The organism is Aminivibrio pyruvatiphilus (assembly GCF_004366815.1).
Taxonomy (GTDB): Bacteria; Synergistota; Synergistia; order Synergistales; family Aminobacteriaceae; genus Aminivibrio; species Aminivibrio pyruvatiphilus.
The window spans coordinates 17,232-37,937 of sequence record NZ_SORI01000005.1; the positions used below are offsets into that span (position 1 = coordinate 17,232).

Sequence of the window (20,706 nt, forward strand, 5' to 3'; positions counted from 1 at the left end):
TCATACCCCCTTTGGGAGGCCCGAGGCCCGCTAATGAATTCCTGCCTGAAAAGGGCGCTACGGCAGGGGCTTCATCCTGTCGGGAATGTAGATTCCCTCCTGTCTCCAGTGCCGTTCGAGCGTTTCAAGCTTTTCCGTGACGCCGGTGCCGAGGCTCCGGGCCACGGAGAGAATGAGGCAGTTGAGCAGGCTCATGGGAGCGGCGAAGGAGTCGATGAAGGACACCGGCTTGTAGGGAGCCGTGACCACGTATTTTGATTTTGCGGCCAGGGGGCTGGTGAGGTCGTTGGTGACGGAGGCGGTTGTCAGTCCGAGCTTCTCAGCCGTTTCGAGCACGTCCACAGTCCAGCGGGAGTACCGTGGAAAGCTGATGCCGAGCACCAGGCTGTCTGCGGGGGCGTTGGCGAGCATTTCGAAAGGCATGTCGGTGCTGATGGTGCGGACGTTGGGAAGAATCCATGAGAGATAGAAGGAGAGGTAGCAGACCAGGGAAGAGGAACTCCGGTACCCGGCGAGATATACCGCGCCGGCTTCGGCCATGGCCTGCCCGAGGGCGTCGAGTTCCGCGGAGGGAACGGAGGTGAGGGCTGCGGACAGGGTTTCCATGTCCTTGCGGAGGGCGCGCTCGTAGAGGTCGCTTTCAGGGGAGGTGCCGTAGTCCTTGATCCGTTCCAGGGTGGAGAGATGGTCGATGAGGCTGCTGGTCATTTCGGAACGGAGCTGCAGGTAGCCTGAATAGCCGAGGAGGTGGGAGAGCCGGATGACCGTGGTCTCGCTCACGCCGACCCGCTCGCCGAGCTGGGACGCCGTGAGGAAAGCGGCTTCTTTCCGGTGGTCCAGAAGGAACCGCGCCACCGCCGCCTGGCCGGGGGTCATTTCTTTCAATCGGAGAGTAATCCGTTCTTTCAGCATGGGACCTCCTTCTTGAAGGAAAAGCGCCAATAAAATGACAGATAAGAAGTTTTTCCTTCACGGATAATAAACGAAAAAATCTGCAGTGTCAAATTTTGATGTGCCTTTTGATGTGCCTTTTTCAGGTAGTCCGGGGGAAACCCGGTTGCAAAAAAAGGGGGGATGGAGGATAATATGTACAAATTACGCAGTTTTTTCTGTCGAAATATGGAGAGCGAACAGGGCCCCGGAGTACTCCGTGGCCTTGTGTATTATTCCGCCGTTCTCCGTCGGAGAGGGGGGAAATGACTGTGAGCAGGGCTTTTGTCAAGGAAAACGAAGACCAGGAAAGCTATCTTGAATGGCAAAAGCTTCTTCGGGACAGGGAAGAGCTTCTGCGGATCCTGGAGAAGAAGAAAAAATACCTTCAGGACGATCCCGCAGCCGCGAAAATTCCCGAGAAGAAGAGGAAGGAAATGGCGGCGAAGTACGAGGCCGAAGCCGAAGAGGTACGCAGGCTGCTGGAAGAAATGCTGGAAGAGACAAGGACGCCGTGATCTTCGCTGCCTGAGAAGCAGGAGAGCACCGGGAGCCGGGGACGGTTTCATCCCCGGCTCCCGGTGCTCATTTTTTGCGGCGTCACTGGGTCATTCGTCCCGTGTACCGTGCTCCGCGATGAACCCCAGCGCCTCGTCCATGTGTTCCATCGCTTCCGCGCCTCTTTGTGATCCGATGCAGGCGCACAGCGTATCCACGATCAGCAGCTGGGCCAGCCGGGCCACCACCGCTTCCCTGTGGTACACGGCCTCTTCGCTGGAAACCACCAGAGCCGCGTCGCAGAGCTTCGCTATGGGACTTTCTCCGTAGCTGGTGACCGCTATGGTCCCGGCGCCCCGTTCCTTCCCTATCTGGAGAGCGCGCAGCATGCCCGTTGTCCGGCCTGAATGGGATATGACGATCATCGCGTCCTCCCGGCCCAGGCGGGAGGCGGAAATGGCGCCGATGATGGGGTCGCTGAAAGCAGCGGCATTCAGTCCGATGCGCATGAGCCTGTATGCGGCGTCTCCGGCGATGAATCCGGAGCCGCCCATCCCGTACACCTCGATTCTCTGCGCTTTCAGAAGCAGTCCGACAGCTTTTTCCAGGGCATCGGGGGAAATGCGGGTGCAGGTGTCAGCGAAGGTCTTCGAGGCGTTTTCGCTCATTTTTTGAAGGGCGGCAGCGGCGCTGTCGCAGGAATATACGCTTTCAAAAGCGCAGCCCCGGAATTCCTCGGCGCACATGGCCAGGGCGATTTTGAGTTTTGTAAAGCCGCCGTAGCCCAGGCTGCCGGCAAAATTGATGACGGAGCCGTCCGATACGCCCGCTTTCCACGCAAGGTATTTCACCGTCATGTTGACGGCCAGCCCGGGATTTTCCAGTATGACATCCGCAATTCTCTTTTCGGCGCCTGACATGGCGTGGTATTTTTCTTTCATCCGCTCCAGGGCATTCATCTGAAATTTCCCTCCGTACGCAGGAAAGTCCCTGCCCTCCCCAGGCACGACGTTATGGCGAGACCGGCGACGACGATCCACATGAAGGGGATTGAGGGCCAACCGAACCGGGCCAGTAAAAAGCCCATGAGGCCCGATGCCGCCGAAGCTCCCGCGTAAATGGAAAAATCAAAGATGCCGACGACGGTGGACACCATGTTTCTGCCGGCGAAGGAAAGCGGAAGGAAGGAGATGATGACCCAGGCGGATGCGTTGGCCAGCATGCAGAGCAGCCCGATCAGCGCCACCATGAGCAGCGGAAGCCCGTCCCCTACGGTGGTCATCAGGGCAGCGCAAAGGACCACAAGGCTCAGCAGCCTGAGGATTGTCGTCCTGCAGTCGTCGTTTGTTCTCACCAGCATGGCCCTGCCCGTAAAAACCCCCAGGATATTGGCCACAGGCACGACGGCGAGCAGAACGAGAGAGCTGCCCGGCCTGAGGTTGAGCATCTGCGAGAAAATCGTGGGAGCCCATGCCGCCATGCCTTCCTTGATGAAGCCGATGAGGCAGCACAGCAGGCAAATATGCTGGATTCGCATTCTGCCCAGATCCGCCAGGGATTGAGAAAAAGCGGGCCGGTTCCGGCCGTCCCGGTGCCCGTGAAATATATCCCCGGCCGGAAGGAGACGTGACATCAGGAGCCACAGCGGTATCAGCAGCACCATGATCACGCCGGGGACGGCAAAGTAGACCTGCCAGGAGCGGTGGGCGAACAGAAGCCCAAGGCCTGTCCAGGAAACAAGTATGCCTATGTTGCTGGCGGTGGACATCACCGTCGACACCATCCTCCGGTTTTCAGCCGGGAAAGAAAAGGAGAGCAGCCGAAGAAACACCCCCCAGAAAATGGCCTGGCAAAACCCGTTGACTGCCCAGATGACGGCTATGCTCAAAAAAGAGGAGGAGGCTGCGATGAGAAGATTGGCCGCCGACGTCACCGCCGTGGCCAGGATGATATACCCGTAGGGGTTGACCCTGTCGCCGATAAAGCCGTTGATCAGCTGGCTGACGGCGTACACGATGAAATAGGTGGAGGCCGCGAGACCCAGGTATTCCGCCGGCAGGGAAAGACCGTCGGCAAGCTTTGGAAGGGCTGACGCAAAGCTGAGCCTGCAGAGGTACGCCGCGATATAGGTGAACCAGCACAAAAACAGCAGCCCGTGACGCTTTGAAAAATTCATAATTGCCCTCCTCCCGGATGATGACCCGGCGAGCAGTATACGTCCGCCTTCGGGCCATGTCAATGAGTTAAAATCAATAAAAATTTTTTTAATGAATTTTTTTTATTCCGTTGGTGAGCCGGGTCTTCTCTCAGACCGGAAGAGAGAAGACGCCGGGAAGTCTCCGGAGCGGTTATTCGGGAAGACTGCGGATGTAGAGAAAAGTGAATCTATGATACGCTGTCTTCGTGAAACGGAGGTGGTTGAACCATGGACAGGAGAGAATTTCTGAAGAAAACGGCGGCTCTCGGCCTCGGAGGGGCGGCTTTGCTGCTTCCGGGGAGCGTCAGGAGAGTCCTCGGCGCCCGGGAAGGGCTGCCCGGGCTCGCCGCGGTGAGGGGAGGAGAGCCGGGAGAGATGTTCGACCGGGGGGTGGCTGCCCTCGGGGGAATGGAACGGTTTGTGAAAAAAGGCCAGACAGTGGTGATCAAACCCAACATGTCATGGGACGTCCCTCCCGAGAGAGGAGGGAACACCAACCCCGGGCTGGTGGAGCGGATCGTCCGCCGCTGCCTGGAGGCAGGGGCGTCCAGGGTCTATGCCTTCGATCACACCTGCGACCTGTGGCGGAACAGCTACCGGAACAGCGGCGTGGAGGATGCGGTGAAGCGCGGAGGAGGGGTGGCCGTCCCGGCTGATACCTCGGGATATTACCAGAAGGTACCCCTTCCCGGAGGAAGGGCCCTGAAGGAAACTGCCGTTCACGAGCTCATGATCGAATGCGACGTGTTCATCAACGTCCCCGTGCTGAAGCACCACGGGGGGGCGGGCATCACCATGGGCATGAAGAATCTCATGGGTACGGTGTGGAACCGGGGCGAATTTCACTCGAAGGGGCTTCACCAGTGCATCGCCGATGTCTCCCTGTTCCGGAAGCCGGCCCTGACGGTTATCGACGCCTACCGTATGATGACCCGCAACGGCCCGAGGGGTACGTCCGAGGGGGATGTCACCCTGCTCAAGGCCCAGATACTGTCCACGGACATCGTGGCCGGGGATGCGGCGGCGGCGAGGATCTTCGGCGCCGATCCGAAGAACGTGTCCTACATCCGGAGCGCCGCCGGGATGGGGATAGGGACCATGGACCTCGAATCTCTGGGGGTGGAGCGGATTGCCCTCTGAGAGGCCTCTGCCCGGGAAAAGAGGGCGGGCGGGGAGCGTGCGATTTCTGCTTGCCCTCGCCGTGGCGGTATTGTTTCTCGCCTGGTTTCTTTTCCGGGCCGGCGAGACGGCTCCTCTGCTGCCGTCGCTGCAGGCAGTTCCCTCCATTCTCCGGTGGTGGGGGGGCGCGGCCGTTCTGGCCCTGGGTGCCCTGTTCGCCGGGAGGGCATACTGCTCCGTTCTCTGCCCCCTGGGTACCTTCCAGGAGGCGGTATGGCGGGCCGGCCGGCGGCGCCTTTCGGGATACGTTCCCGGATCCCCGGCACGGTACTGGATTCTCGCTCTCGTTCTGGCGGCGGGCGCTGCCGGGCTGGCGGCCGTTCCGGCCCTCCTGGACCCCTACGCCGCCTTCGGGAGGGGGGTCACCCAGCTCCTCCGCCCCTCCCTGGCCGGCGGGATTGACAGACTCGCCGGTTTCCTCGAGAGCCGCGGTCTGTACGGGGTCATCCACAGGGCGGGGAGCATTCCCTTCGTGCCCGGTCTTTTCTGGGGCACCGCCGCCTTCTTCCTGGTCCTGACCCTGTGGTCTCTCCGGAAAGGGCGCCCCTTCTGCGATGGCCTCTGTCCGGTGGGAACCTTCCTCGGGTTCTTCTCCCGGTCATCCCTTCTCTCAATCCGGTTTTCCGGAGAGAGCTGCACCGGCTGCGGCCTGTGCGGCACCGTCTGTCCCCAGGAGTGCATCTCCGTGGAGGAGCGGAAGGTGGACGCCGACAGGTGCGTTCTCTGTCTCCGGTGCGTGGATGCCTGCCGGGGAGGGGGCCTCGCCCTTTCCTTCGGCGGTTCGGGGGAAAGCCTGTCCAGGAGAGGCCTGCTCCGGATAGCGGCCGGGACCCTCGCCGCTCTCGGAGTTGCCTTCTGGAGCTCGAAGAAGGATGACACCGTCGCTGCGGCCGCTTCGTCGTGGGATGAAAAGCTCCCCGTCTCCCCTCCGGGGTCGAAGAGCCGGGGAAACTTCTCGAAAAAGTGCGTGGCCTGCACTGCCTGTGTGGTGGCCTGTCCTGCGGGGATTCTCCGTCCGTCCCTGGGTGAATGGGGGCCGGAGGGTCTTTTCCAGCCCGTCCTTGACTACGGGAGGGGATACTGCCAGTATGGATGCACCGCCTGCGGCGACGCCTGCCCCACGGGGGCCATCGAGTCCCTGGAACCGGGAGAAAAACAGCTCGTTTCCATCGGGAAGGCCCGCTTCCTTCGGCGGAACTGCATTGTCCGGAAATATGGGACTGCCTGCGGCGCCTGCTCGGAACACTGCCCCACCCAGGCGATGCGCATGGTTCCCTTCAGGGGGAGCCTGACCATCCCCGAGCTGGACACTGCCGTCTGTCTCGGGTGCGGGGCCTGCGAATACGCCTGCCCGGCGGAGCCGAAGGCAGTCACCGTGTCGGGGCTCGCAGTGCACGGGAAGATCCGTCCCGTATCCGGCGGAAACGAGGGGCCCACAGTGGCCCCCCTGGAAGATTTTCCATTTTAACCGGCAGAGAACGGAGATGACGGCATGAATCTCGGAATGGGAGAAATACTTCTGCTGCTTGCCCTTGCGCTGGTGCTCTTCGGGGCGAAACGGCTGCCCGAAGTGGGGCGGGCCGTGGGAAGTGCTGTGAAGGAGTTCAAGCGGGGGCTCGAGACCGGCGAATCTCCGGAGAAGAAGGAGAATGGAGAGGATGGGGAGCCCGGACAGGGAAAATAGCGAAAGCTACGCCGACCACCTGGAGGTCCTCCGGGGCAAGATCATTTCGGTCCTGGCGTTTTTCTGCATCTCCGCCGTCCTGCTTTTCTCCTTCGCCGAGGCCACGGCGGCGTTCCTGCTCGCCCCGCTCGAGGGGCTGGGCGTGACGCTCTACTATTTCCGGCCCTACGAAAAGCTGCTCACCTACATGCGGCTGGCCTTCTGGGGCGGTATGGTGCTGACCGCCCCCCTCGTCCTGGTCCAGGGCTGGCTTTTTCTCCGGCCCGCCCTGAGGCGGAGCGAGGCAAGATACCTGCTGCTCGGCGGAGGAATAGTCCCAGTGCTGTTCGCCGCGGGGTCGGCTTTCGCCTACAGGGTTATCGCTCCCCTGGCCCTCCGGTTTTTCCTCGCCTTCGGGGAGGGGGACAACATCCTTCCTCTCTGGGGGTTCGGGGAATACGCATCCTTTCTGTTTTCCCTCCTGCTCGCCTCGGGGCTGGTGTTCCAGGCCCCCCTGCTGCTTCTTGCCCTGCTGCTTTCAGGAATCGTCTCCCTGCGGACCATCACCCGCCTCCGGCCGTGGATCATCCTCTCCATCGGCCTGCTGGCGGCCCTGCTGACTCCTCCTGACGTGGTGTCCCAGGTTCTGCTCGGGGTGCCCCTCTACCTGCTGTTCGAGCTCACCCTCGCCTTGGCCCGGATCGTCATTGGCCGTCGGGATGGCTCCGGGTGATCAGCACCACGGAAAAGATGATGATCCCGGCGGAAACCAGCATGGGGACGGAAACCGTCTCGCCGCCGAGGCTCCAGCCGAGAAAAAGGGCCACCAGGGGGTTCACGAAGGTATGGGTGACCACCCTGGACGCCCTGTCCACCTTCAGAAGCCAGACAAAAGCCGTGAATCCAATGAGGGAGCCGAAGACCACAAGGTACGCCAGGGCGGCCACCGACTTCAGAGAGATGGTCTCCAGGGAGAGCCGGGCCGGTTCTCCGGCGGCCGCCGACAGTATCAGGAGCAGCACGCCTCCGGCGGTCATCTGCATGGCCGTGGAGAGCAGGCTCGATTTCGCCACGGGGGCCTTGCGGGAGTAGAGGGCCCCCATGCTCCAGTTCACCGTGGCGACGAGGACGATGAGCATTCCCACAGTGTGCTCTCCCGACAGGGAGAGAGAATAGCCGGACTGGTCGAGGACCAGGAAGACCGTTCCGCCGAAGCCGAGCACCAGTCCCACGCTCTCGGCGAGGGTGGGCTTCCTGGACTTGAAGAACAGCCAGTCGAAAATGACGAACCAGAGGGGCTCGATGGAGATGATGAGGGCCGCCACCGACGAAGGGACCGTCTGCTGGGCCCATACCACGGCCCCGTAGCCGCCCAGGAGCATCACGGCCGCCACCTTGAACGCGGCGGCGAACCCCGCCCGGGTGGGCCGCTCCTTTTCCCGGAGCAGGCACCATGCGAGCAGGAGCCCCCCTGCGAGGAAGAACCGCATGGAACCGCTGAAGAAGGGCGGAATGGTCTCCACGGTGAAGCCGATGGCCAGGTAGGTGGAGCCCCAGATAAGATAGAGGGCCGCATAAGCCGAATAATAGGCCAGACGGGACGGTTTTTCGCTGTTCATGGTGGACCTCCGGAATGTATTCAATTTTTCTCCCGCCGTATTATAACAAATCCCCGGGGATTTTTATTCCGAAAGGATGCCGCGGGCGCGGGACAGTCTGTTCAAACCCACTTCCTTCAATTAGAATAGGGCGACTCCCGGTGTTCCGCATAGAGGAACCAGTTCCGGGAGAGGAGGACAGTTATGGTACCCGAACAGTCCGTGAGCCTCGACCAGGTGATTCTTTCAAGCCCTGCCGTCCTGATCGGCGGGAGAATGGAGGAGAACCCCCGCGTGGATTTCGTCACGGGGAACATCTCCCTGTTCGGCTTGTCCCCCGATGACCTGACGGAGGGCCGGGTGACCCTGGACTCCCTCATTTTCGGCGAAGACCGGGAGGAAGCCCGAAGGGCCCTGGCGGAGTGCGCTTCCTCGGGCGCCGCTGAGTGCGTCCGGGAATACCGCCTGGTGACGCCGACCGGGGAGACACGCCCCGTACGGGATTACAGGATCTTTCACCGGGGCGGGACCGGAGAGCCCTGTGCCTGGCAGTCCACCCTTCTGGACATTTCGGACAGGCAATACTTCGAGAGAGCCGCCCGCCGGACCGAGGAGAGTCTTTCGTCCGTGCTGGCCGTCTCGGGAGTCTGGGCCTGGGAATATCTTCCGGAGACGGACGAGTTTGTGGGCTCCGGCTGTTTCCCTGTGGACGGCAGAGGGAAGGAAAAACTCCGATTTTTTCGTAAGAAGCTGTGGGAGGATATCATCCCTTCCCCGGACCTGGCAAGAATAGAAGAGTCATGGGCACATCTCCTGGAAGGAGACTGCCGTTTTTCGGTTGTGGAGCACCCGGTTCTGAGGCCTGACGGAACACGGGGCTGGGTTTCGGTCAGCGCTTCCCCCTGCCTGGACGAACGGGGCCGGGTGACGGGCTTGACTGGGCTTACCATGGACATCACATCCCTGAAGGAGGCGCGGCTGAAGGCCGATTCCCAGGCCGGGCGCCTGGAGCTGCTGCGCTCCATGTCCCTGGGGATGATGGAGGACCTGGATACGGATTCCCTGCTGGAAAGGATTCTCCGCAGCGCCGTGGAGTTCGCCGGGTCCGGGAACGGGGTGATTTCCCTCTTGGAGCAGGGGGGGACCGTTCTCCGGCACAAGTTCGCCGTGGGACTGCATGAAACGATGGTGGGGGAGACCCGGCCTGCTTCAGCAGGCATGACGGGCCAGGCTCTCCGGGAGAGGCGGCGGATTTTTACGAAGGACTACCGCACCTGGGAAGGGCGGATTGCCGATCCCAGGTTCGAGTCCATTACCGTTAACATTGTCCTGCCGCTCTTCCACGGTCCTCACGACTTCGGCACAGTGGGCATCCATTTCACGGGTGAATGCCCGGGCCTGGACGACCTGTTTTTTGCCTCCCTCGACCAGTTTGCCGCCGCCGCCTCCATAGCCCTGGAAAACGCCAGGCTCCATGAGACCTCTCAACGGGAGATCGGAGAGAAAATCCGGGCCGAGGGGAGGCTTTTCGCCCATGCCGCCCTGGCTGCGGCCTCAGCTGAGGCCGCAGGGCTCCTCCTTTCCCATGATCACCGCGGGACCGCCCTGAGCAGTGCCCTGGCGACACTTTCGGAAGCTTCGGGGGCCGGCCGGGCCGTCCTTCTGAGGAATATGCCGGAGAACGGTGCTGCGGAAGCGGCTGCCTGGGGTGAGGGAGGAGGCCTGCCGTACCCCGTGGATAACGGGCCGGTCTGTGCGGAGGATTATCCTCTTGTCTACGAGCGTCTCGCTTCAGGGCGGGCCTACCTCGGTCCCCTGAAACAGGACATGCGGGGAGGAATCGCCGCAGTTCCCGTTTTTATCGGGTCCCGGTTCTGGGGATTTCTCGCCCTGTTCTTTCAGGGAGAAGCTCCCCGTTATTCCGCCGGGGAGCTCGACGTGCTGAGGACGGCGGCCTACAACCTGGCGGCCTCCATGGTCCGGTGGGAAGCGGACGACAGGGTGAAAGAGGGCTATGAACGGCTTCAGAAGACTTTCGACGACGTGATCCGCACCATGGGATTCATCGTCGGAAGAAAAGATCCCTACACCATTGAACACCAGGAGCGGGTTGCCGTCCTTGCCCGGGAGATCGGAACGGTTATGGGACTGGACCCCTGGCGGCTGGAAGGGCTTCGCATCTGCTCCCTGGTCCACGACGTGGGGAAGGTGGAGATTCCCGGGGAGATCCTCAGCAAGCCGGGAAGGCTGTCTCCCCTGGAGTTCGAGCTGATCAAGACCCATGCCCGGTCAGGGTACGACATCCTGAAGGAGGTCGATTTTCCCTGGCCCGTGGCGGAGGCCGCCAGGCAGCACCACGAGCGCATGGACGGTTCCGGGTACCCCCGGGGACTGAAGGGGGAGGAGATCCTGCTTGAAGCCCGGATTCTCGCCGTGGCTGACGTGGTGGAGGCCATGTCGTCCCATCGGCCCTACCGCCCCTCTCTCGGCATTGAAGCCTCCGTGGCGGAGATCAGGGGAAAACGGGGAACGGCTTTCGACCCGTCGGTGGTGGACGCCTGCATGGAAGTTCTCCGGAAGAATCCGGAAATCATCGCCGGCGAAGGAAAATCCTTCCGGAGAGGAGGATGAGAGGTCCGTGAGCGCAAAAGATGTCCTCAGCCTTGACCAGATCATAGCGTCCAGCCCCGTGGTGGTCCTCTGGGGCGAACCGGAGGAGCGGCATCCCGTGGATTTCGTCACAGGGAACATTGACCGTTTCGGCTATACCGTTTCCGAAATCGTTCTCGAAGAAATCCCCTTTCTGTCCCTCGTCTTTCCCGGGGACAGGGAGCGGGTGAAGAGAGAATTTCTCAGGGCAGCCATGGAGGATGTTCCTTCGCTCCTGTTCGAGTACCGGATCATCACCCGGGGCGGGGAGGTCCGGTGGATCGAGGACAGGACCTCATTCCACCGGGACGGGAGCGGAAATGCCTTCGCCTACCAGTCAAGCCTGCTGGACGTCACCGACCGCAAGGCAGCCGAGCTGCGGGCGAAAGAGAGCGAGGAAAGGCTCTCCCGGGTGCTTGCCGCCTCCAGGGTGGGAATCTGGGAGTATTTTCCGGAAAGCGACACTTTCTCAGGCTCGGGCCATGGAGCCATCCTCGGGCTGGAGGACGGGGAGTTTCCCCTTTCCAGGCAGGACCTCTTCGGCAGGGTTCTTTTCCCGAAGGAAAATGAGGAGGCTGAAACGGCGTGGGAACGCTTCCTCGCCGGAGAAGACACCTTCCTCGACGTGGAGTGCAGGGCCGCACGCAAGGACGGCGGATCCCGCTGGGTGGTCTTCAAGGGATTCCCTGTCAGGGACGGCGAGGGCGGGCTTCTGCGGGTGACGGGCCTCACCATAGACATCACGGGCCTCAAGGAGGCGGAGCTCCGGGCGGAAGCCCAGAACAGGCGGCTTGAACTGCTTCACTCCATGTTCCTCTCCTTTATGGAGGAGCTGGACTCCACAGCCCTCCTCCAGCGCATTCTGACGAAGGCGGGAGAACTCGCCGGGACGGAGCACGTATCCCTTTCCGTCTACCAGGAGAAGAAGAACACCTTCCTCCGGACCTTCGGCACCGGACTGTATGCTCCCATGGTGAACGAGAGCCGTCCCGTCTTCGTGGGCATTTCCGGATATGTTTTCAAAAAAAAGGAAAGGATCATCATCCGGGATTACCGCAGCCATCCCGGTCGGACCCCCGATCCCAGGCTGTCGGAGATCACCACCATCATCTCCATGCCCTTTTTCCAGGGGAAGAAGTTCATGGGAGTCCTCTCCATTGCCTACACCGACGGCTTCCCGGAGATCGACCGGGATCTGCTGGCCTCCCTCGACCAGTTCGCCGCTGCCGCGTCCATCGCCCTGGAAAACGCCAGGCTCTACGAGGGATCCCGGCGGGAGCTCGAAGAAAGAAAACGGGCCGAGGAGCGGCTTCGTTTTCACGGAAAGCTCGTGGAGGCAGCAGCGGAGGGAGCAAGCTTCCTTCTCTCCCTGGAGGACGGGCAGCAGGCCATGAACTTTGCCCTGCGGAGCCTTGGAGAAGCTCTCGGTGCCCGGAGGACAAACCTGTTCCGCAACTGCACCGCCCCGGACGGGAAGAAAAACGTCCGCCTCCTGGCCCGGTCGTCGGCACCCTGGGCCAAGGGCGCTCCCCTTCTTCCGGAGACCCTTTCCTGGGAAGAAAATCTTTCCGACGTCTATGCCCTCCTCGCGGACGGGGGAATCTATACCGGGCCGATTTCCGGCTTCGGCACCATTCCGGAGGGAGTTGTTCAGGATGCCGGGCCAATTTCCTTCATGGCCGTTCCCATCCTCTTCCGGTCTGAATTCTGGGGTTTTCTCGGCTTCAGCTTCGAGGGGAACGTCATCCCCGTCAGGGCCGACGAGACGGACGTGCTCAGGGCCGCGGCCTATAACCTTGCCGCATCGGTGATCCGGTGGGAGTCGGAGCAGGAAGTGCTCCGGGGGTATGAAAAACTCAGGAACACTTTCAACGACGTGATCCGGACCATGGGGCAGATTGTGGGCAAGAAGGATCCCTACACCATCGAGCACCAGGAAAGGGTGGCCCTTCTGGCCACGGAGATCGGCGCCGCCCTGGGGCTTGACGGGGAGCGGCTTGAAGGTCTCCGTATCGCCGGGCTGGTCCACGACGTGGGAAAAGTGGAAATCCCCAGCGAGATACTGAGCAAGCCCGGGAGGCTGTCCCCCCTGGAGTTCGAGCTCATCAAGACCCATGCCGGCTCGAGTTACGATATCCTCAGGGAGATCGACTTTCCCTGGCCGGTGGCGGAGATAGCCAGGCAGCACCACGAAAAGCTCGACGGATCGGGGTACCCCAGGGGGCTGAAGGGGGAGGAAATCCTTCTTGAAGCCCGAATCCTCACGGTGGCAGACGTAGTGGAGGCCATGTCCTCCCATCGGCCCTACCGCCCGTCTCTCGGCCTGGAGGCAGCCAGGGGGGAGATAGAAAAATACAGCGGAGTGCTCTATGACCCGGAGGTAGTGAAAGCCTGCGTGGCCGTACTGGAAAACAGTTCCGGCATTCTCAGCGTTCGCTGAGGCTGCCGGGGTTCTTCAGGGCTCTCAGGGAGAGAAGGCTTCCCAGGATCACCAGGGTGACCAGGGAAAAACAGACCAGAAAGCCCAGGGAAGTCAGCTCTCCGGGCTGTTCGCCCGGGAAAAGGCTGATGATCGCTCCCGTTCCCCACTGGAACACCACCGCAAGAACGATGACTACAGTATTCATTGTCCCGAGAAGGGCTCCCGTGTTCGCTCCTGCCGCCTGTTCCTTGGTGGCCGAGGCGTAATGGACTGCGCAGAGTCCGTTGGCCGCCCCGACGCAGAAGCCGCACACCCCCGCCAGGGGAAGGGGCAGCCGAAAGGCTACCGAGAGCAGAAGGGCCGTCCATGAGAGGCCGTTGAAAAGGGACCAGAAGCACATCGCCCTGAACCGCTGTTCAGTCCTCCCCCAGAACCTCCCGAGCATCACCGTTCCCAGGAACATGCCGATGCTGATGAGGGACGCCCAGTTCCTTGCCTCCGATGCGGGAACGCCGTAGGCCGTCCTGTACCATGACACCGCCCAGAGCCCCTGGTAGGAAAGCTGGGCCGACGCCGAGACAGACCAGACCACCAGCAAATTCCTGAGGTAGGAGGAGGAGACGATCATGCCGAAGGCCTCCCGGAGCCTGGAGATAACCGACCGGGCGGGCTGTCCGGCGAAAACCGGCCGTGCCGGCACTGGGTCGTATGCCCGTTCCTTCCAGAGCAGGAAGGCCATGGCGAGGCTGACTCCGGCAAGCCCCGCGAAGGTCCGGGAGAGTCCCAGGGCGTCCAGGAACCACCCGAGGGGGGCCACGGACACGATGGCGCCGAGGGCTCCCAGGGAAAGGGTGACGCTCGAGTAGAAGACGTATTTGTCGGGCGTGAAGGCGCTCGCCTGGTAGACAAGGGCTCCCCCGTACATGGGCGCCAGGCCGATCCCCGTAAGGAGCCGCCAGGCGCCGAGGGTGAAGGGGGAAGGCTCGACGACGAGAAAGGCCGTTCCGAGGGCCGCCAGGGCCATGCCTCCCGCCATTACCTTCAGGGGACCGAACCGGTCATGAAGGGCTCCCGACACGGCCTGCATGACTGCATAGGCGTAGTAGTAAAGGCTGGAGAGAAAACCCGTAAGAGCGGCTCCCATACCGATGCGGGCCGCCTGCTCCGGCAGGACCACAGATGCCGAAACCCTGAAGAAGAAAGAGAAAAAGTAGGCCGTTACCAGGCAGCCAAAGAGAAAATGGGCCCGCCCCGGTGAGAGGACGCTCGCTCCGGCAGATTCGCTTGACCTGGATAAGCTGTTTTTCATGAAAATATCTCCTTGTGGAATTCTGGGGCCGACATTGACGAGCTTCCGGGAAGGATAGCATCCTTTCCCTCCGAAGTCCACGGGGAGGCGATCCCGGGAAAAAACTGTCGGAATTCTCTTTGGTCCGCAGACTGCTGAAACCGGTATTGACAAAGGGAAAAAGAGAAAGTAAGATTGATCTAACCTGAAAGTGAGTGAACTCTCACTTCTTAAGGAGGCACTGAATGGCTGTATCCTCGAGGATAGAAGATTACATGGAAACCATCTTTGCCCTGGAGGTCTCGGGGAAGGAAGCCACTGTGACCGACCTCTCCAACGCTCTCGGCGTTGCCAAGGCGACGGTGGTCGCTGCAGTGAGGCGGCTGGTGGCCGCATCCATGGTCACCCACGAGCGGTACGGAGCCCTGCGGCTCACCGAGACCGGAAGGGAACGGGCCCTCCACATCTACAGGCGCCACGAACACCTGACCTTCCTTTTCCAGGACATCCTCGGCTTCGAACGTGAACGGGCCATGGCCATGGCCTGCGCCATGGAGCACGAGATGGACGAAAAGGCGGAGGCACGGATACTCGGGTTTGTGGATTATCTCGTCCGGGCCCGGAGGGACGGGCGGGAATGGGTTCAGGACCTCCTCTCCGTCATGGGAGACGAACGGAAGCTCCCCCGGCCCCTTTCCATGATGCCGAAGGGAGAAAAGGGCGTGGTTTCGCGGGTTACCGCCGACGGGCCGCTCCGCCTGAGGCTTTTCGAGATGGGCTTTGTTCCGGGAACCGTGGTAGCCAGAAGGGGAGAAGCCCCGCTGGGGGACCCTCTGACGGTTGATGTACGGGGGGCGGAAGTGGCTCTCAGGAGAATAGAGGCAGCATCAGTCTGGATATGTGCGTGTCCCGAATGAGGCACGCCGGGGGGAGGAAGAAAGTATGTGTCCCATAACGGTTATGCCTGAAGGAAGCGAAGTGACTGTGGCCAGGGTCACGGGGGGCGGAGAAGCCTCGAAAAGGCTCTCGGAGCTGGGGCTCGTTCCCGGAGTGCAGGTCAGCGTGGTGCAGAACGGCGGAGGCCCCCTTCTTCTGAAAGTCGGGGAGTCCCGGTTTGCCCTCGGTCAGGGGATGGCGCTGAAGGTCTTCGTGGACGGCGCCTGCAGATAAAAAAGAACAAAAAAAGAACCGGCCGGTTCTTTTTTTCAGCGAAAAATTCAAGTTAGACAACGCGAACATCAAGGAGATCGGAGGAGGTACTATGGGAGCTTTTGGCGGATGCTGCGGAACCGTGACCGAGAAGGCACTCAGTTCACTTGCCGTGGGTGAAGGCGGCGTGGTTTCGAAAATAGGCGGGGACGGCGGGCTCAAGAGACGTATTCTGGAAATGGGCCTTGTTCCCGGCACCGAGATTCGGGTGGAGCGGAAGGCTCCGCTGAACGATCCCGTTTCCGTATGGTTCAGGGGCTACGAGCTCAGCCTGAGGGTTGACGAGGCCGATGCCGTGTTCGTCCGCCCGAAGGGCTGCGCGGGATGCGGCGGGGGGTGCAAGTGATGGGCTACACGGTAGCCCTCACGGGAAACCCCAATACGGGCAAGACGAGCCTGTTCAACGCCCTGACGGGGTCGAACCAGCACGTGGGCAACTGGCCCGGAGTCACCGTGGAGCGGAAGGAAGGCCGGTTCAGGATAGGGGACGGCGAGGTGAAGGTGGTGGACCTGCCGGGGATCTACAGCCTCGGCGCAGCATCCCTCGACGAGGAGATCGCCGCGGATTTCCTTCTCCGGAGCCGCCCCGACCTGGCCATCGTGGTGGCCGACGGGTCCAACCTGGAGAGAAGCCTCTACCTGGCCGTGCAGATGCTGGAGACGGGGACGCCCCTGGTGCTCGCCCTGAACATGATGGACATGGCAGCGGAAAAGGGGATCACCATAGACGTGGAAAAACTGTCCTCCCTCCTCGGCATACCGGTGGTTCCCACGGTGGCCCGCCGGAAGGAGGGGATCGAGGATCTCAAGAAGAGAGTGCTCCAGGAGCTGAAGAACAGGACGGCGCCTCTGAATTCCTTCTCCCTGCCCTACGGCGAGAGGCTCGCCCCTCTTTTCGATAGCATGGAGGCCTTCCTCTCATCGAAACCGGAGCTGATTCCGGGGCTTCCCGCCCGCACGGCGGCGGTGAAGTTCACCGAAGGGGACCCCGCCGTTCTTGCTTCGGCGGAGGCGGCAGGCCTCCGCAGTGAACTGGAGGCCATTCTTTCCCGCGAAGGGGCTTCCGTGGAGGCATCCCTGGGGTACGACCTCCAGACGGCGGTGATCGAGCGGCGGTGGGGCTTTGTCTCGGGCGTGACCGCCGAGTCCGTCACCCGGGACCTCTCCCTGAAGACACGGCTCTCCCTTTCCGACAGGATCGACCGGGTGGTGACGTCGAGGACCCTCGGCCTTCCCCTGTTCTTCCTGGTGACATGGGCCATCTTCCGGCTCACCTATGCCCTGGGAGACCCCCTGGTGGAGATCTTCGAAGGGCTCTTCGAATCCCTTGGGGAGCGCTCCGCAGAATTCCTGGCCGGCGCCGGACTCTCCGGTGTCCTGGTCTCCTTCATCCAGGACGGCCTCATCGGGGGCGTGGGATCCGTGGTGGTGTTCTTTCCCCACATCTTCATCCTCTTCGCCTTCATCGCCGTCCTCGAGGACTCGGGGTACATGGCCAGGGGGGCCTTCGTCATGGACAGGCTCATGCATCTCATGGGGCTCCACGGCAAGAGCTTCATTCCCATGCTCATGGGCTTCGGGTGCAACGTGCCGTCCATGATGGCCACCCGGATACTCGAACGGCCCCGGGACAGGATGATCACTCTGCTCATCCTGCCCTTCATGAGCTGCTCGGCCCGCCTGCCGGTATTCGTTCTCTTCTCCGGCGCTTTCTTCGGCGCTCACGCAGGAACGGCCGTCTTCTCCCTCTACATACTGGGGATCATGGTGGCCATAGGGGCTGCCAAGATCCTGGGGAGTACCCTCTTCAAGGGAGAATCGTCCCAGCTCGTCATGGAGCTCCCCCCTTACCACATCCCCTCGACGGGGATGGTGCTCCGGCACGCCTGGGAGCGGGGATTCCTCTTCCTTCAGAAGGCGGGCACCTTCATTCTCCTCTCTGTGGTGGCCGTGTGGGCCCTGGCGAGCCTTCCCTGGGGCGTGGAATACGGATCCGAAGAAAGCCTCGTGGGGAGCATAGGGAAAGTGCTGGCCCCGCTGTTCGAACCCGCCGGATTCGGCTTCTGGCAGGCGGCGGTGGCCCTCTTCTTCGGCTTCCTGGCCAAGGAAGTGGTGGTGGGAACCTTCGGCGCACTGCTCGGCGCCGGGGAGGCCGGGCTCACGGCGGCCCTTCCCACCCTCTTCACCCCCCTCTCCGCCTATGCCTTCCTCGTGATGACCCTGCTCTACGTCCCCTGCGTGGCGGCGGTGGCGGCCTTCAGGCGAGAGACGGGAAGCTGGAAGTGGACCTTCTTCATGATCGCCTACACCACCCTCGTGGGTTACGGCGGCGCGGTTCTCGTCTACCAGGGAGGCCGTCTTCTCGGCCTCGGGTAAGAAAAAGCGTCACAGACTCCTTTCAGCCCCTTCCCTCCCGGACAGGGGCTGTTATTTTTGTTTCAGGGCAGAGGGAGTGTTGCCGGGCGCAGTGCCAAGGCCGAGAAACCGACAAGGATGTCGGTTTCAGGCGCAGTTGTTACGGATGACAATGTGCGCCGGCGGCCCAAACGAGCACCGGTAACACTCCCCGCTGCCCATGGACTAATGAAAGGGGGCATTTTTCTTCCTTTTCCGCCCGGGTCTGGTAGAATGAGCGGAAAACACCAGCATGACCGGCGAACAAGGAAAGGACGATGGTGTTCATGGACCTTCTCTTCGAACCCCTCTCCCTGGAAAAAGCGGACCGCTACAGAGAGCTCTATGAAGCCTGCCCCAGGCGGTCATCCTACTATTCCTTCGGCAGCCTCTGGGCCTGGAGGAACATCTTCGGCTTCTCCTGGGCCTTCCGGGAGGGAATGTGCTGGATACGGACCGGTTCGGGCACCCTGTGGGCGCCCGTGGGCCCCTGGGAATCGGCGGACTGGAGGAAGATTCTCCCGGAAATCTTTCCCGGGAGGGCAGAATTTGCCTATGCCCCCGACGGCCTGACGAGAATCTGGACCGACCTCTTCCGGGACAGGATCACAGCCAGGGAAGTTCGTTCCCAGTGGGAATACCTTCATTCCGTCCAGGACCTCATCGCCCTGAGGGGCAACCGCTTTTCCAGGAAGCGGAGCCACATCCGCCAGTTCGTGAAAAACTATGCCTTCCGGTACCGTTCCCTGGGCTCCGGCGACGGTGACTCCGTCCTGGAAGCCCAGAAACTGTGGCTTGCGGAGCGCCCCGAATCCCCCGCCCTTCTCCGGGAAAACGAGGCGGTACAGGAGATGGTCCGGGAATGGCGGAACATCCCCGGTCTTCTCGGCGGCCTTCTGGATGTGGACGGAGTGCCGGCGGCCTACACCATTGCCGAGGCCATCCCCGGCGACACGGTGATGATCCATTTCGAAAAGGCCCTGCCCTCCTACAACGGGGCCTACCAGGCCATCAACCGCATGTTTCTCCAGAACACCGCCTCCTCCTTCGCCACGGTCAACCGGGAGGAGGACCTGGGCGACGAGGGGATGCGGGTGGCCAAGATGTCCTACCATCCCGTGGGCTTCCTGAAAAAGTACACCCTCTCATGGTTCCCCGACTGATCCGGCTCTGTCTTTCGTGCCGTTCCCGTGGATTCACCCTGGCCGAAGTCCTGGTGGTTCTCGCCCTGTTCGGCCTCATCGCCGCCCTCGCCTTCGCACCGTCGGTGATTCTCGTCAGGGGGCTCGGAGAAGCGAGGACGGAGACGGCGAAGGAACAGGTTTCGGACTATCTCCTGGGGCGGATCGCCGCGGAGATGCGCCTCTCGCCCCGATATTTCCCGGGCGGACCGGCGGTGGCGGCCGTCCGCAAGGATCTCCTTGGAGGCCTGGCTGACGACAGGCTTGCCTTCTGGAGCGACTACGGCGGCGAGCCTGGAGTCAGGGCATGGAAGGTGTTCCGCCCCGGGGCGGGCAGGGACGGTGCCCCGGGGATATACCGCTGGATCCTTCCCCTGGCTTCTCCGGGAGCAGTGGAATGGGAAAACCTCGACCCCGCAGGAGGCAGGCTTTTTATCCCCGGTGCCGATTTCCTGAGGATTTCCGTTCTCTCCGCCGAAACGGGCGAATGGGGCGACGACTATGAAGGCCCGAGGCCAAGGGGCGTCAGGTTCGAGGCCCGGACAGGGAAGGAGGCGGTCTTCCGTGAGGACTGGCTTCCTCCCGAGTAAAAAACGAAGAGGCCTTGTCCTTCTCTCGGTCCTCCTGGTGTCCCTCTTCCTGCTGGCTGCCTCCACCGGATTCGCCGTCTTCGCCAGGAGGTCCGTGAGAGCCTTCGACGGACAGCGGCGGACCTTCACGGCCAGGATGGTCTGCGAAGCCGCCCTCCCCGCCGCGAAGGCCCTGATCGGGCTCCACCCCGGAAAGGCCCACGCTCCGGGGGACGATGTCTTCGCTCCCCGGACCCTCGCCTTTCCCGAAGCGGGTGTGACCGTGGAGATGACCATCATTCCCCTGAACGACCGTTTCCCGCTGAACGGGATCTTCCTTCCCGACGGGCGGACGGTGAGGTCCGAGCTCGCGGGACCGTGGAGGCGGCTGTGGCGGCAGGCCGGGGCCGAGAATCTCGAAGCCGTGGTGCTGGACTTTCTCGACGGGGACGGGGAACCCCGCCTCGGCGGAGGCGAGCGGGACGGGTACCTGAACAGGCCCCTTCTCTCCCTGGAGGAGCTGCTTTTTGTTCCGGGAATGACGGCGGATATCCTCTACGGAACCGAAGGCCGCCCCGGGATCGGACCCCTTGTCACCCTCCGGTCCGACGGAAAGATCAACGCCAACACGGCTCCTGCGGAGGTGCTGGCTCTCCTGGACGGCCTGGACGGGAACATCGCCGCCGAACTGGTCCGGGCGAGAGAAACCAGGGTTTTCTCTTCCATGGAGGACCTGTCTTCCGTGCCGTCCTTTCCGGCGTCGGCCAGGGCCCAGCTCATGAACGCGGTCTCCTTTACGAGCAGCCATTTCCGGGTGTCCTTTCTCGTTGAGTTTGCCGATGGTCAAAAGACCCCCCTGGAGGTTATACTGGAACAAAAAGGTGCGGTGACCGACACGGTCCGATGGGAGGAACCGTAGATTACCAGAC

General features: G+C 62.1%; 19 protein-coding genes. 14 read left to right on the top strand and 5 right to left on the bottom strand.

What is annotated here, in order from left to right; genetic code table 11:
* Window positions 1-57 precede the first annotated feature (57 nt).
* Window positions 58-912, bottom strand: coding sequence for a MurR/RpiR family transcriptional regulator (locus tag C8D99_RS05175; RefSeq protein WP_133957061.1), 855 nt, complete (start codon window positions 910-912; stop codon window positions 58-60).
* A gap of 284 nt (window positions 913-1,196) precedes the next feature.
* On the opposite strand from C8D99_RS05175, the gene C8D99_RS05180 reads away from it, so the two are divergent.
* Window positions 1,197-1,448 (top strand): hypothetical protein, encoded by a 252-nt coding sequence (locus tag C8D99_RS05180; protein WP_133957062.1) that lies wholly within the window; start codon window positions 1,197-1,199, stop codon window positions 1,446-1,448.
* 90 nt (window positions 1,449-1,538) lie between these two features.
* On the opposite strand, the gene C8D99_RS05185 is transcribed toward C8D99_RS05180, so the two are convergent.
* Together C8D99_RS05185 and C8D99_RS05190 are read right to left on the bottom strand one after the other, a co-directional pair.
* Entirely contained in the window at window positions 1,539-2,387 is an 849-nt protein-coding gene (locus C8D99_RS05185; protein WP_133957063.1) for a MurR/RpiR family transcriptional regulator, read from the bottom strand.
* Window positions 2,384-3,604 carry an MFS transporter gene (locus C8D99_RS05190; RefSeq protein WP_133957064.1) on the bottom strand — a complete coding sequence of 407 codons (1,221 nt, stop codon included), beginning with the start codon at window positions 3,602-3,604 and terminating at the stop codon, window positions 2,384-2,386. The genes C8D99_RS05185 and C8D99_RS05190 overlap by 4 nt, the downstream gene beginning before the upstream one ends.
* Window positions 3,605-3,853: 249 nt before the next feature.
* Between C8D99_RS05190 and C8D99_RS05195 the strand changes: the two genes are divergently transcribed.
* From C8D99_RS05195 to tatC, 4 genes are read left to right on the top strand one after another with little or no spacing between them, the layout of a single operon-like run.
* Window positions 3,854-4,765, top strand: a complete 912-nt coding sequence (locus C8D99_RS05195; protein ID WP_133957065.1) for a DUF362 domain-containing protein — start codon at window positions 3,854-3,856, stop codon at window positions 4,763-4,765.
* Window positions 4,766-4,802: 37 nt separating this feature from the next.
* Entirely contained in the window at window positions 4,803-6,272 is a 1,470-nt protein-coding gene (locus C8D99_RS05200) for a 4Fe-4S binding protein (protein WP_166670013.1), read from the top strand.
* A gap of 24 nt (window positions 6,273-6,296) precedes the next feature.
* Entirely contained in the window at window positions 6,297-6,488 is a 192-nt protein-coding gene (gene tatA / locus C8D99_RS05205; protein WP_133957067.1) for a twin-arginine translocase TatA/TatE family subunit, read from the top strand.
* Entirely contained in the window at window positions 6,454-7,200 is a 747-nt protein-coding gene (tatC, locus tag C8D99_RS05210; protein WP_133957068.1) for a twin-arginine translocase subunit TatC, read from the top strand. Before tatA ends, tatC begins: the two co-directional genes overlap by 35 nt.
* Here tatC and C8D99_RS05215 read toward each other — a convergent pair.
* On the bottom strand, window positions 7,172-8,086 hold the full coding sequence (locus tag C8D99_RS05215; protein WP_133957069.1) for an EamA family transporter: 915 nt from the start codon (window positions 8,084-8,086) through the stop codon (window positions 7,172-7,174). The two genes, tatC and C8D99_RS05215, sit on opposite strands and share 29 nt — an antisense overlap.
* Before the next feature lie 183 nt (window positions 8,087-8,269).
* Between C8D99_RS05215 and C8D99_RS05220 the strand changes: the two genes are divergently transcribed.
* Window positions 8,270-10,696 carry an HD domain-containing phosphohydrolase gene (locus tag C8D99_RS05220; RefSeq protein ID WP_133957070.1) on the top strand — a complete coding sequence of 809 codons (2,427 nt, stop codon included), beginning with the start codon at window positions 8,270-8,272 and terminating at the stop codon, window positions 10,694-10,696.
* Between the two features lie 7 nt (window positions 10,697-10,703).
* A complete protein-coding gene (locus C8D99_RS05225; RefSeq protein ID WP_166670014.1) occupies window positions 10,704-13,154 on the top strand; it encodes an HD domain-containing phosphohydrolase in 2,451 nt (816 codons plus the stop codon).
* Here C8D99_RS05225 and C8D99_RS05230 read toward each other — a convergent pair.
* Window positions 13,141-14,445: an MFS transporter gene (locus tag C8D99_RS05230; protein WP_133957072.1), complete on the bottom strand. Its 1,305-nt coding sequence runs from the start codon at window positions 14,443-14,445 to the stop codon at window positions 13,141-13,143. The two genes, C8D99_RS05225 and C8D99_RS05230, sit on opposite strands and share 14 nt — an antisense overlap.
* A gap of 224 nt (window positions 14,446-14,669) precedes the next feature.
* Between C8D99_RS05230 and C8D99_RS05235 the strand changes: the two genes are divergently transcribed.
* The 7 genes from C8D99_RS05235 to C8D99_RS05265 all read left to right on the top strand — a co-directional run bounded on the left by C8D99_RS05235 (window position 14,670) and on the right by C8D99_RS05265 (window position 20,696).
* Window positions 14,670-15,341, top strand: coding sequence for a metal-dependent transcriptional regulator (locus tag C8D99_RS05235; RefSeq protein WP_133957073.1), 672 nt, complete (start codon window positions 14,670-14,672; stop codon window positions 15,339-15,341).
* A 25-nt stretch (window positions 15,342-15,366) separates the two neighbouring features.
* Window positions 15,367-15,594, top strand: coding sequence for a FeoA family protein (locus C8D99_RS05240; protein WP_133957074.1), 228 nt, complete (start codon window positions 15,367-15,369; stop codon window positions 15,592-15,594).
* 91 nt (window positions 15,595-15,685) lie between these two features.
* A complete protein-coding gene (locus tag C8D99_RS05245; protein WP_133957075.1) occupies window positions 15,686-15,979 on the top strand; it encodes a FeoA family protein in 294 nt (97 codons plus the stop codon).
* Window positions 15,979-18,009: a ferrous iron transport protein B gene (gene feoB / locus C8D99_RS05250; RefSeq protein ID WP_133957076.1), complete on the top strand. Its 2,031-nt coding sequence runs from the start codon at window positions 15,979-15,981 to the stop codon at window positions 18,007-18,009. Before C8D99_RS05245 ends, feoB begins: the two co-directional genes overlap by 1 nt.
* A gap of 305 nt (window positions 18,010-18,314) precedes the next feature.
* Window positions 18,315-19,190: a DUF2156 domain-containing protein gene (locus tag C8D99_RS05255; RefSeq protein WP_166670015.1), complete on the top strand. Its 876-nt coding sequence runs from the start codon at window positions 18,315-18,317 to the stop codon at window positions 19,188-19,190.
* A complete protein-coding gene (locus C8D99_RS05260) occupies window positions 19,175-19,798 on the top strand; it encodes a type II secretion system protein (RefSeq protein WP_133957078.1) in 624 nt (207 codons plus the stop codon). Before C8D99_RS05255 ends, C8D99_RS05260 begins: the two co-directional genes overlap by 16 nt.
* On the top strand, window positions 19,773-20,696 hold the full coding sequence (locus tag C8D99_RS05265; RefSeq protein WP_166670016.1) for a type II secretion system minor pseudopilin: 924 nt from the start codon (window positions 19,773-19,775) through the stop codon (window positions 20,694-20,696). Before C8D99_RS05260 ends, C8D99_RS05265 begins: the two co-directional genes overlap by 26 nt.
* Window positions 20,697-20,706 lie beyond the last annotated feature (10 nt).